3 protein-coding genes are annotated in these 13,590 nt (G+C 69.3%); all 3 read right to left on the bottom strand.

Annotation, left to right across the window (positions count from 1 at the left end; genetic code table 11):
- Nucleotides 1–6,237: non-ribosomal peptide synthetase (locus N5D48_RS23560; protein WP_279888411.1), on the bottom strand; the 6,237-nt coding region annotated here is incomplete at its 3' end.
- A 1-nt stretch (nt 6,238) separates the two neighbouring features.
- Nucleotides 6,239–12,790 carry a non-ribosomal peptide synthetase gene (locus N5D48_RS23555; RefSeq protein ID WP_279888410.1) on the bottom strand — a complete coding sequence of 2,184 codons (6,552 nt, stop codon included), beginning with the start codon at nt 12,788–12,790 and terminating at the stop codon, nt 6,239–6,241.
- Nucleotides 12,783–13,590 (bottom strand): phosphopantetheine-binding protein (locus N5D48_RS23550; protein ID WP_279888409.1); only part of this gene is annotated, 808 nt, incomplete at its 5' end. The genes N5D48_RS23550 and N5D48_RS23555, both read right to left, overlap by 8 nt.

The following is a 13,590-nucleotide window of genomic DNA, read 5'->3' as shown; positions in this document are numbered from 1 at the left end:
TTCAAGCGGCACGTAGGCGCCACCGGCCTTGAGGATCGCCAGCAGGCCGACCACCATTTCGAGGCTGCGCTCGGCGGCGATACCGACCAGCACGTCCGGGCCAACGCCCTGCGCCATCAGGTGACGGGCCAGCTGGTTGGCGCGGGCGTCCAGCTGGGCGTAGCTCAGGCGGGTCTCACCGAACACCAGGGCCTCGGCCTCTGGCGTGCGGTCCACTTGGTCTTCGATCAGCTGCTGGATCGAGCGGTCCAGCGGGTATTCGGTGGCAGTGGCGTTCCACTGCGCCTGCTCGTCGCGCTCGGCGCCGGTCAGCATGGGCAGCGCGCCAAGCACCGCTTGTGGCGCACCCGCCATGGCCTGCAGCAATGCCAGCAGGTGCTCGCTCAGGGTCTCGATGAAGCCGGCCGGGAACTCAGCCGCGCCATGGCGGTACTCGATGCTCAGCGTGTCGGCCGCGCCAATCGCCACCGTCAACGGATAGTTGGTCTGCTCGTGACTGTGCACCTGGCCAAACTGCAAGGCACCCGGCAAGGCGCCCTGCAACGCTTCGGACACCGGGTAGTTCTCGAATACCAGGATATTGTCGAACAAGGCCTCGCCGCCCTGCCCGGCCCAGCGCTGCACGTCGAACAACGGTGTGTGCTCGAACTCGCGCAATGCCAGGTTGGCCTCCTGCACTTCCTGCAACCAGGTCGCCACGCGCTGTTCGGGTCGCGGGCTGGCCACCACCGGCAAGGTGTTGATGAACAGGCCCACCTGCTGCTCGATACCCTGCAATTGCGCCGGGCGCCCCGCCACGGTGGCACCGAAGCACACCGTCGACTGCCCGGTGTGGCGCTGCAACAGCAGCAGCCAGGCGCCTTGCACCAGGGTGTTGAGGGTAATCTTCTGCGCCCGGCAGAAGTTCGCCAGCTCCGTGGTGGCCTGGCGGTCCAGGTGCTGGCGATGCAGGCGTTGCCCCGCCTCGCCGCCAACCTGGCGCCGGGCCAGGCGGGTCGGTGTCTCCAGCGTGCGCAGTTGACCCTGCCAGAACGCCTGGGTGCTGGCCCCGTCGCGCTCGCCCAGCCATTCGATATAGTCGGCCCAGCGCGCCTGCACCGGTGCCAGGGCCATGCCATGGTAGGCCTGCATGATCTCGCCGAGCAGGCGCGAACTGCTCCAGCCATCCATGAGGATGTGGTGATGGCTGTAGATCAGTTGATGGCGCTGCTCGCCTGTGCGTACCAGCTGCACCCGCATCAGCGGCGCCGCGGTCAGCGCGAAACCTTGCTCGCGCTGGGCTCGGGCCAGCTGTTCGAGGGCTTGCTCGCAGTCCTCGCGCCCACGCCAGTCGAGCAGCTCGAACGGCAGCGCGACATCGCGCATGACCACTTGCAGTGGTTGCGGCACGCCCTCCCAGAAGAACCCGCTGCGCAGCACTTCATGGCGCTGCATGACCTGCTGCCAGGCGGCGCGGAAGCGCTCGCCATCCAGGCCCTCGACGGGCACCTGCAACTGGTTGATATAGTCGCCCGCCTCGGCGTGGTAGAGGGTGTGGAACAGCATGCCCTGCTGCATCGGCGACAGCGGCAGGATGTCCTCCACCGCCCCCAGGTCGACAGCCAGTGCGTCCAGGCTGGCCTGGTCCAGGCCAGCCAGGGGGAAGTCCGACGGCGTCGCGCCCACGACGCCTGGGGTGCAGCAGTGCTCGACCAGCGCCTCCAGGGCCTGGCCATAGGCCTCGGCCAGGACCTGCATGGCCTGGGGCTCGAACATGTCCGGACTGAAGCTCCAGTCGATGCTCAGCGTCCCGCCATACACCTGGCCATTGAGGGTCAGCCAGTTGCCCAGCGGGGCGCCGGCGCTCTGCTCCGCGCCGCTGCTCTCGCGGGCCGGCGAGAACAGGCTCGGGGTGTCCTCGGCAAAACTGCCGTCGAACTGCCCCAGGTAGTTGAAGGTGACGCGGGGCTCCGGCAGCGCGGCCAGGCGCGCGCGCACCTCGGGCTCGCCCAGGTAGCGCAAGGCGGCGAAACCGATGCCTTTGTCCGGCACCTCGCGCAGCTGTTGCTTGGCGGCCTTGATCGCTTGCGGCCAGTGCGCCGCCGTGGGCAGGCGCACCGGGTACTTGCAGGTGAACCAGCCCAGGGTGCGGGTCAGGTCGATGCCATCGAAGATCTCCTCGCGGCCATGCCCTTCCAGCTGCACCAGCACATCCTGGCGCCCGGTCCAGTCGCCGAGCACCCGCACCAGCGCGGCCAGCAACAGGTCGTTGACCTGCGTGCGGTAGGCCGCCGGGGCCTGTTGCAGCAAGCGTTGAGTCAATGCCGCGGACAGCCGCGTGCTGACGGTGGCCTGGCGGTCCTGGCGCAGCGGCACATCGCGGCGCAGCGCCGGTAGATCGGCGTCGGCACCCTCCAGGGTGTGCAGCCAGTAGTCCAATTGCTGGGTGGCCAACGCGCCTTGGGCGTGGGCCTGAAGGCGCTCGCCCCACAGTCGCAGCGAGTCGGTCTTGGCCTGAAGTTGCGGGGCTTGCCCGTTGGCCAGCTGGTTATAGGCGCACTGCAGGTCCTCGAAGATGACCCGCCATGAAACGCCGTCCACCAGCAGGTGGTGAATCACCAGCAACAGGCGCTGGCTGCCATCGTCCAGGTCCACCAGCAATGCCCGCAGCAGCGGCCCCTGGGCCAGGTCGAGGCTGCGCTGGGCGTCCTCGCACAGCGCCTGCAGGGCCTCACCCGTCACCCCGTGGTGCTGGCGGCACAGTGGCGTGGTCTGCCATTGCTGGCGCTGCTCCTCGAGGCTCAGGTAACGGGCCTGCCAGCCCTGGGCGCCCTCGACGAAGCGCTGGCGCAGGCCATCGTGATGCTCCACCAGCGCGCGCAAGGCCGCCTCCAGCACCTGGACATCGATGCGCTGGTGCGCCTGCAACAGCACCGACTGGTTCCAGTGATGACGCTCGGGCACGGCCCGGGCGAAGAACTGCTGCTGGATCGGCAGCAGCGCCAGGGCACCGGCCAGCGGGCCCTGCTCGGCACGGTGCACCGCGTCGCCGAACACGGCGACGCTGGCCAACGCCTGCACGGTCTGGTGCTTGAACAACTGCTTGGGGGTGAACACGATGCCGGCCTGGCGAGCCCGGCTGACCACCTGGATGGACATGATCGAGTCGCCGCCCAGTTCGAAGAAATTGTCGCCAAGGCCGACCCGCTCACGCTGCAACACGTCCTGCCAGATCGCCGCGATGCCTTGCTCCAGCGCGCTGCGTGGCGCCACATAGGCGAGCTGCGCCGGGCTGGCGTCGGGGGCTGGCAAGGCGCGGCGATCGACCTTGCCGTTGGCGTTGAGCGGCAACGCAGGCAACAGCACGAAATGCGTCGGCACCATGTACTCCGGCAGCACGCTCGCCAAGGCCTGGCGCAACGGGGCAGCGTCGGCGTCGGCGCTGTCGAGCACCACATAGGCCGCCAGTTGCTTGTCGCGGGCCAGCACCACGGCTTCCCTGACACCGGTCAGGCGTTGCAGGGCGGCGGCAACCTCGCCCGGTTCGACCCGGTAGCCACGGATCTTCAACTGATCGTCGATACGCCCGCGATAGACCACCCCGCCCGCGCCGAGGCTGGCGGCGTCGCCGGTACGGTACATGCGCTGGCCGGGCTGGCCCGAGGGGTCGGGGACGAAGCGCTCGGCGGTCAAGCCAGGCTGGCCCAGATAGCCCCGCGCCAGACATGGCCCGGCCACGTGCAGCTCGCCCGTCACCGCTGCCGCGACCGCCTGCAGGTCGCCATCGAGCAGTTGCACGCGGCTGTTGGCCAGAGGCTGGCCGAGACTGACCGTGACCGGCTGGGCATCCAGCGCCAAGGCCTGGGCGAGAATGCCGACCGTCGACTCGCTGGGGCCGTAGTGGTTGTACACCTGGCACTGCGGGGCCAGCGTGCGCACCCGTGCCAGCAGCGCCGGCGAGCTGTGTTCGCCGCCGAGGATCAGGCAGCGTCGCGGCAGCACGGCAGCGGCGTCACGGGCCGACAACAGCGCCTCCAGGTGCGAAGGCACGATCTTCAGCGCATCGATGGCGTGTTCGCGCATGTACCCGGCGAACCCGTCGCTGTCCATGGCCAGCTCGCTGGCCAGCAAGTGCAGGGTGCGCCCGGAGCACAAGGCACCGAACAGCTGGGTATAGCCCAGGTCGGCGGCGACGGTGGACACCATGGCCAGGCTGCCCACCGCGCTCAGGTCGATGCGCGCGTACAGGCCGGTGACGTAGTTGAGCAGCGCGCGGTGGCTGACCATGACGCCCTTGGCCCGGCCCGTGGAGCCGGAGGTGAAGATCAGGTAGGCCAGGTTGTCGGCACAGCCGCCCGAAGCAGGCACGGCGCTCCAGGCCTGGCAGTCGTCGACCTGGACCTGCTCGAACGCGCCCTGCAACGGCGCGCGCCCCTGGGCCAGGTCATCGCTCAGCAGCAGCGCCACCTGGGCCTCGGCCAGCAGTTCCTGTTGGCGAGCCGGCGGCGTGGCGAGGTCCAGGGCCAGGTAATGCCCCCCCGCCTTGAGTACCGCCAGCATCGCCACCAGCAGCTCGACCGAACGCTCCAGCGCCAGGCCCACCGCCACTTCCGGGCCCACGCCGCTGGCGCGCAGGCGCGCCGCCAGGCGGTTGCTCCACTGGTCGAGCTCGGCATAGCTCAGTTGCCGCTCGCCACAGACCACGGCAATCGCCTCGGGCTGGCGCGCGGCCTGTTGCTCGAACAGTTGGTGAATGCCGGCGCAGTCCGGCGCCGGCAGCGCCTGGTAGTCAGGCTGGCTGAGCGGCGCCAGGGGGATTTCACCCAGCGCCCTGCCCGGCTCGGCGATCACCGCCTGCAGCAAGGCAAGCCAGTGCTCGGCCATCTGCCGCACGGTCGGCTCGGCGAACAAGTCGGTGGCATAGATGAAGCGCGCGCTGATGTCCTGGCCCTGCTCGACGGTTTCCAGGGTCAGGTCGAACTTGCTGTGGCCGCTGTCCAGTGGCAGCTGGCGCACCTGCAATGGCATGCCGGGCGGCAGTTGCACTTCGCCCAGGTCGTTCTGGTGGTTGTGCATCACCTGGAACAACGCGCCATGGCTCAGATCGCGCTGGACCTGCAAGGCATCGACCAGTTGCTCGAACGGCAGGTCCTGGTGGGCCTGGGCTTCACGACTGGCGGTGCCGACCTGCGCCAGCAGGTCGTTGAACGAGGCCTGGCCGTCGATCCGCGCGACCAGCACCTGGGTGTTGATGAAGAAACCGATCAAGCCACGGGTTTCCACGCGGTTGCGGTTGGCCAGGGCCACGCCGACGCGTACCTGCTCTTGACCGCTGTAGCGGTGCAGCAGCAGTTGCAGGGCCGCCAGCAGCACCACGAACGGCGTCACCCCCTGGCGCTGAGCCAGCGTGCGCAGGCCCTGGGCCAGATCGCTGGGCAGGGCCAGCTCGATACTGGCGCCGCGCAGGCTCTGTTCGGCCGGGCGCGGGAAGTCCAGCGGCAGTTGCAACAGCGGATGCTCATCGCCCAGCTGGGTTTTCCAGTAGGCCAGCTGGCGGTCACGCTCGCCGGCTTCCATCCAGCGCCGCTGCCACAGGGCATAGTCGGCGTACTGGATCGGCAATGCCGGCAATGCGGCGGAGCGGCCTTCGCTGGCGGCCAGGTAGCCATGGATCAGTTCGTCCACCAGCACCTGCATCGACACGCCATCGGCGACGATATGGTGCAGCACCAGCAGCATCACGTGCCGGTCCGCCGCCAGGCGCAGCAGGCGTACCCGCACCAGCGGCGCCTGGGCCAGGTCGAATGGCTCGGCGCTGCCGGCGTCCAGGAAGGCCTCGACCTGAGGCTGTTGCGCGCCGGCGCCGAGGGTTTCGACGCTCAGCGCCACCCTGGCCTGCGCTTCGATCACCTGCAGCGGCTGCCCGTCGTCGGCGACGAAGCGCGTGCGCAGCGAGGCGTGGCGCACCAGCAGGTCGTCGAAGGCCTGCTGCAGGGCCGCCAGGTCGAGCGGACCCTCCAGGTTCAGGGCGCTGGTGATGTGGTAGGCGCTGCTGTGCGGCGCCAGTTGCCAGAGGAACCATTGGCGTTGCTGGGCGTAGGACAGCGGCAGCGCATCGAGCTCCTCGTGCATCGCCGGAATCGGCAGGTTGCTCAGGCTCATGCCGCGGTCGGCGAGCTTCTGCAGAAAGACCTTGCGCTGGGCCAGAGGCAGGCGGATGAAGCGCTGCACCAGCGCAATGTTGTCCTGTACAGCCATCTCAGAGGGTCTCCAGCTCGTCAAGAAGATCATGCATGTCGCTCAGGTCCTGCTCACGGTCAGCGCTCACGCAGCCGGCCAGGGCCGCGCTGTACTCGTGCAAGCTCGCGGCCTTGAAGATCAGGTCCAGGGCGATGTCGGCCGCCAGCGCCAGTTGCAGCTGGGCGGTGGCCTGGGTGGCGAGCAGCGAGTGCCCGCCCAGTTCGAAGAAGTTGTCGTCGCGACCGACCCGCTCGAGCTTGAGCACGGCCTGCCAGACCTCGGCCACCTGTTGCTCCAGCCCAGGCCGTGGCGCCACGAAGTGGCGCTGCAGGGCGCTGGCGTCGACCTCGGGCAGGGCCTTGCGGTCGATCTTGCCGTTGGGCGTGAGGGCGAAGCCTTCGAGCAGCATCAGGTAGCTGGGGATCATGTAGCCCGGCAGGTTGGCCTTCAGGTGCAGGTTGAGCTGGTCGCGCAGGGCCTCCTGGCCCGCCGCGTCCAGCGTCTGCTGCGCCACCACGTAGCCGACCAGCTGCGCGCCGGTCGGCCCCTGGCGGGCGATCACCAGCGCCTCGCGCACCGCGGCCACGCCTTGCAGGCAGGCCTCGATCTCGCCCAGTTCGATACGGAAGCCACGCACCTTGACCTGATGGTCGACACGGCCCAGATAGTCGACCACGCCATCGACCCGCTGGCGCACCAGGTCGCCACTGCGGTAGGTACGTGCCCCCGGCGCGCCGTGCGGATCGGGCACGAAGCGCTCGGCGGTCAGGCCAGGGCGGCGCAGGTAGCCGCGCGCCAGGCCCGCGCCACCCAGGTAGAGCTCCCCGGGATGACCCACCGGGACCTGTTCGAGCTGGTCGTCGAGCACCCGTACGCTGCGATCGCCAATGCGCGTGCCGATCGGCGCATAGGCGGCGTCGCAGGCATCCTGCTCGCCGGCCTTCCAGATCAGCGGGGTGACCACGGTTTCGGTAGGGCCATAGCCATTGATGATGTAGCGCGGACGCAAGGCGCGGCGGGCCAGGTCGTAGCTCGCCTGAGGCACGGCATCGCCACCGAAGCAATACACCCGCACCGGCGGCGGGTTGCCGTCGCGCTCGGCATGCTCGGCCAGCTGCTGCAGGTACGCCGGCGGGAACGCGGCCACGGTCACGCCGTGGCGGTGCATGGCCTGGTAGGTCTGTTCCGGGGTCCACAGGCCACCGTCGCGAATCAGCAGGCGCGCGCCATGACTCAAGGCGGTGAGCCAACGTTCATGGGCACCGTCGAAGGCAAACGACATGAAATGCAGCTCGCAGTCGCGCTCGCTCATCTCGTAGCGCTCGCCAATCGCCAGGCAGTGCATGACCAGCGGCCCATGGGCCACCGCCACGCCCTTGGGCTTGCCGGTGGAGCCGGAGGTATAGATCACATAGGCCAGGTTGCCCGGCTGCACGGCGCACTGTGGCGCCTGGGCCGGCTGCGCGCTCAGCACGACCTGGTCCAGGGCCAGGCAGTCCAGGCCTTGCGGCAGCGGCAGGCGCGCGGCCAGGTGCGATTGGCTGAGCAGCAGACCGATGCCGGCATCCTCGATCAGGTAGGCCAGGCGTTCGCGGGGGTAGTCCAGGTCCAGGGGGGCGTAGGCCGCTCCGGCCTTGAGCACGGCCAACAGCGCCACCAGCATCTGCGGGCTGCGTTCCAGGGCCACGCCGACCAGGGTCTCCGGGCCGACCCCACGGGCGATCAGCAGGTGCGCCAGCTGGTTGGCCTGGGTGTCCAGCTGGGCGAAGGTCAGCTGCTGGTCGGCGCAGATCACCGCCAGCGCATCGGGACGGCGTTCGGCCTGGGCCTGGATCAGTTGGTGGATACTGCGCGCGGTGGGATAGACCGGCTCATCGACGCTCCACGGGCGCATCGCGTCGAGCTCGGCGCGGTCGAGCATCGGCAGTTGCGCGACCCGCTGCGACGGGTCGCGGACCATGGCCTGCAACAAGTTGCGCCAGTGCCGCCCCAGCCGCTCGATGGTCGAGGCCTGGAACAGGTCGGTGGCGTAGGTCAGGGTCGCGTCGAGGGTGTCGCCCGAGTCGAAGGTGTCCAGGGCCAGGTCGACCTGGGCGGTGACGCTGTCCCACTGCACGGTTTCGATCTGCAAGGTGCCCAGGTCGCCCAGGCGGGCCGCGCGCGGATCACTGTTCTGGTGGTTGTAGATCACCTGGAACAAGGGGTTGTGGCTCAGACTGCGCTGGGGCTGCAACACCTCGACCAATTGCTCGAACGGCAGGTCCTGGTTGGCCTGGGCATCCAGCGCCGCCGCCTTGCTTGCCTGCAACAGGTCGAGCACGCAGGCTTCGGGCCGCACATCGACACGCAGTACCTGGGTATTGACGAAGAAACCCAGCAACGCTTCGGTTTCGACCCGGTTGCGGTTGGCCATGGGCACGCCGACGCGAATGTCGGCCTGGCCGCTGTAGCGGTGCAGCAACAGCTGGAACGAGGCCAGCAGCACCATGAACAGGCTGGCCTGCTGGTCCTGGGCCAGCTGGCGCAGGGCCTGGACCAGCTCGGCGGGCAGGCGCACCTGCGCTTGCCCGCCGCGGTGGCTCATCTGCGCTGGGCGCGGGTAGTCGCTGGGCAGTGCCAGCACCGAGTCGCCGCCGGCCAGGCGCTGCTGCCAGTATTCCAGCTGGCGCTGGCGCTCGGGCCCGGCCAGCCACTGGCGCTGCCACTGGGCGAAGTCGGCGTACTGGATCGGCAAGGCCGCCAGCTGCGCCTGGCGACCTTGGCTGGCGGCGCCGTAGAGCTCGATCAGTTCGTGTACCAGGCGCTGGATCGACCAGGCATCGGAGACGATGTGGTGCTGGGTCAGTACCAGCAGGTGCTCGTCGGCGCCCAGTGGCGCCAGGCACGCCCGCAGCAACGGGCCGTTGGCCAGGTCGAAGGTGCGTTGAGTCTCGGCCAGGACGAAGGCTTCGATCCGCGCCGACAGCGATTCGCCGGCCGGCAGGCTGGCCTGCTGCAACGCCAGCGAGGCATGGCTGGCGATGACCTGCAGCAGCTCGCCCTCCTCCTGGCGGAAGGTGGTGCGCAGCGGCTCATGGCGCGTCACCAGCGCATCGAGGCTGTGCTGCAGCGCCGCCAGGTCCAGCGGGCCGCGCAAGCGCAGGGCCATGGGCACGTGATAGGCGGCGCTGTGCGGGTCGAGTTGCCAGAGGAACCACTGGCGCTCCTGGGCGAACGACACCGGCAGTGGCCGGTCACGCCCGACCGCGCGGATCGTCCCGCCGTCCACGGCGTCGGCGGTACCCAGCGCCGCGCAGAAGTCACGCAGCCCCGAGTGCTCGAACAGGGTACGCAGGCTCGCCGCGACCGCCAGCTCCTGGCGCACGCGCGACAGCACCTGGGTCGCCAGCAGCGAGTGGCCGCCAAGTTCGAAGAAATCGTCGTCCAGGCCGACCCGAGGCAGGTGCAGGATCTCGGCCCAGATCGCCGCCACGCCCTGCTCCAGCGCACTGCGCGGCGCGACATAGGCGCGCTGCGCCTCGGTCGCGTCCGGCTGCGGCAGCGCCCGGCGGTCGAGCTTGCCGTTGCCGGTCAGCGGCAGTGCATCGAGCAGCAGCACGTGGCTCGGCACCATGTACGCCGGCAGGTCGCGCTGCAGCTCGGCGCGCACGCTATCGCGCAATGCCGCCGGGTCAAGCTCGGCGGTGGCGACCAGCCAGGCCACCAGTTGCGGGCCGTTGGCCCCCTCGACGGCCAGCACCACGGCCTCGCGCACCTGTGGATGCTGCAACAGGCGGGCTTCGATCTCGCCCAGCTCGACGCGGAAACCGCGAATCTTCACCTGATGATCGATACGCCCGACGTACTCGATCGCGCCGTCCTGGCTGAAGCGGGCCAGGTCGCCACTGCGATAGAGCCGCGCGCCAGGGGCGCCGAACGGATCGGGCACAAAGCGCTCGGCACTGAGCGCGGGGCGTTGCAGGTAACCACGGGCCAGCCCCGCGCTGCCCACATACAGCTCGCCGATACAGCCTTGCGGGACCGGGTCGAGGGCCGCGTCGAGCAGGTACAAGGTCTGGTCGGGGATCGGCTCGCCGATCGGGCTGGCGCTGTCACTGCGCAGGTCGGCCACGGACAGTGGGCGGTAGGTGACGTGCACCGTGGTCTCGGTGATGCCGTACATGTTGGTCAGTTGCGGCTGAGCGTCACCGAAACGCTCGAACCACGGACGCAGGCTGGCTACCTCGAGGGCCTCGCCGCCGAACACCACGTGACGCAGGGCCAGCGCCGGCACCTCGGGCCGTGCGCAGGCCACCTGCATCAGCTGGCGAAACGCCGATGGAGTCTGGTTGAGCACGGTCACCCGCTCGCGCTCCAGCAAGGCGAGGAATTCTTCCGGCGAACGGGTGAGCGCCTGGGGCACCACCACCAGCCGACCGCCCTGCAACAGGGCGCCGAAAATCTCCCACACGGAAAAATCGAAGGCGTGGGAGTGGAACAGGCTCCAGGTGTCGTCGGCGTCGAAGCCGAACCACGGGTCGGTGGCGGCGAACAAACGCAGCACGTTCTCATGGGGCAGCAAGGTGCCCTTGGGCTTGCCGGTGGAGCCGGAGGTGTAGATCACATAGGCCAGATTGCCTGGCTGCACGGCAACCTCGGGGTTGCCGGGGTCGCTCGACACCCCGGGCTCGGCATCGAGCAGCACCAGCGGCAAATCGGCGGGCGGTTGCAGACGCTCGAGCAACGTCGTCTGGGTCAGCAACAAGGCGATGCCGCTGTCCTGCATCAGGTAGGCCAGGCGCTCGCGGGGGTTGCTGGGGTCCATCGGCACATAGGCACCGCCGGCCTTGAGAATGGCCAGCAGGCCGACCACCAGGTCGAGACTGCGGGCCACGGCCAGCCCCACCCGCACCTCCGGTCCGACCCCGGCGGCGATCAGCCGCGCGGCCCAGTGGTTGGCCTGGGCGTTGAGTTCGGCATAGCTCAGCTGACGGTCTTCGCAGGTCACGGCGATGGCCTGCGGACGGCGGCGCGCTTGCTCCTCGATGCAGCCGTGCAGGGTCCGTGTCACCGGGAACTGGCGGGTAGCCGGGTTCCAGGCGCGCAGATGGTGCTGGCGCTCGGCGTCCTCGAGCAACGGCATGTTGCCGACGACCGCCTGCGGGTCGGCGACGATGGCGCTCAGCAATTGCTGCCAGTGGCGCATCAACCGCGCGACGGTGGCAGCCTCGAACAGGTCGCTGGCATAGGTGAGACAGGCATGCAGGCCCTGGGCGTTCTCACTGGTGTCCAGGGTCAGGTCGAACTGGGCACCGGGCTGCGCCTGCTCGAGCAAGGTCACCTGCAGCTCGCCAAGGCTCAGGCCCTGGGCAGCGGCCGGCTGCACCTGGTGGTTGAACATCACCTGGAACAGCGGGCTGTGGCTGGCGTTGCGTTCCGGTTGCAGCGCCTCGACCAGTTGCTCGAATGGCAGGTCCTGGTGCGCCTGGGCTTGCAGCACGGTGTCATGCAGGCCGCGCAGGTGCTGGCTGAAACTGCCATGCAGGTCGAGCGGCGCGCTGATCACCTGGGTATTGACGAAGAAACCGATCAGCCGCTCGGTCTCGGCGCGGTTGCGGTTGGCCAGCGGCACACCGATGCGCACCTCGGGCTGGCCGGTGTAGCGTTGCAGCAGCAGCTGGAAGCTGCCCAGCAGCACGGTGAACAGACTGACATCGTGGCGCTGGGCGAGCTGACGCAGCGCACCGGCCAACTCGGCGGGCAGCTGCACGCCAAGGCTGGCGCCCCGACCACTCTGGCGCGCGGGGCGTGGGTGGTCCAGCGGCAGTTCGAGCACATCCTGGTGGCTGCCCAGGCGCTCGCGCCAGTACTGCAGCTGGCGCTCGCCCTCGCCCGCCTGCAGCCACTGGCGCTGCCACAAGGCATAGTCCGGGTACTGGATGGGCAGCACCGGCAGCCGCGCCGGCTCGCCGCTGCAAGCGGCGCGGTAGCATTCGAGCAATTCCTCGACCATCACGCCCATCGACCAGCCGTCGGTGACGATATGGTGCAGGCTCACCTGCAGCAGATGGTCGTCCGCGCCCAAGGGCTGCACCCGGACCCGCAGCGGCGCGCCCTGGGCCAGGTCGAACGGCGTGGCGGCTTCATCGCGCAGGCGCGCCTCGATCAGCTGTTCGGCGGCGATCGCCGGCTGCGCCGCCAGAACCTGCCAATCCGGCTCGCTGTCGGCCGAGACCTGCTGCAAGGCCTGCCCATCGACTTCGAGAAAGCGCGTGCGCAGGCTGGCATGACGCGTCAGCAACTGGGTGAAGGCACCCTGCAACGCGGCCAGGTCCAGCGGGCCGCGCAGACGCAGGGCCAGGCACAGGTTGTAGGCACAGCCCTGCGGGTCGAGCTGCCAGAGGAACCATTGGCGCTGCTGGGCATAGGACAACGGCAGCGGACCGCGTTCGATGGCCGGCACGATCGGCAGGCGCGCCACATTCACCCCGGCCTCGCCCAGCTTGCGGAACAGCTGCTGGCGCTTGTCGCTGTCCAGCCCGCCGATACGCGTGGCCAGCTCCTGCGAGCGTGCGGTTTGGGGCTTAAGCATTGTGTTCCTCCAGTTCGTCGAGCGCGCCGAAGATCAGGTCCAGTTCGTCGCTCGGATCGTTGTCGGCCATGACGGCCTGCACATGCGCCGCCAGCTGATGCAGGGTGCGCAGTGCGTAGAAATCGTTGATGGCCAGTTCGATGCCCAAGGCGCCGCGCAGGCGGGCCAGCAGCATGATCAGTTGCAGCGAATGGCCACCGAGTTCGAAGAAGTCATCGTCCAGCCCCACCCGCTCGACCTTGAGCACTTCCTGCCAGAAGCCGGCCAGCTGACACTCCAGCTCGCTGCCTGGGGCGCGGTAGGCCGCGGCGCCCGCGCCGGCCTGCGGGTCAGGCAAGGCCCGGCGTTCCAGCTTGCCGTTGGCCGACAATGGCAGGGACTCGAGCAGCACGAAGTGCGCCGGCACCATGTAGTCCGGCAGGGCGACCTTGAGCGCCGCCTTGAGGCGCTCGACCAGGCCGTCGACGGCGTCGGCGGGCACTACGTAGGCCACCAGTTGCGCGCCGCGTGCGATCACGGCGGCTTCGCGCACGCCGTCCTGTTCCAGCAGGCGGGCCTCGATCTCGCCCAGCTCGATACGCAGGCCACGGATCTTCACCTGATGGTCGATCCGGCCCCGGTATTCGATCACCCCGTCCGCGCGCTGGCTGGCCAGGTCGCCGGTGCGGTACAGCCGCGCACCGTCACCAAACGGGCTGGTGACGAAACGCTCGGCAGTCAAGCCCGGGCGACGGTGGTAGCCACGGGCCAGGCCTTCGCCGCCCAGGTACAGCTCGCCCACCACGCCCACCGGCACCGGT

Origin of the sequence: Pseudomonas sp. GD03858 (genome assembly GCF_029840925.1) — a bacterium.
Lineage (GTDB): Bacteria > Pseudomonadota > Gammaproteobacteria > Pseudomonadales > Pseudomonadaceae > Aquipseudomonas.
This window is presented reverse-complemented; position numbering and strand designations above follow the sequence as displayed.

Bases quoted from the DNA above. Each gene is read 5' to 3' on its own strand.
- N5D48_RS23555 (WP_279888410.1), bottom strand. From the start codon at position 12,790: ATGCTTAAGCCCCAAACCGCACGCTCGCAGGAGCTGGCCACGCGTATC.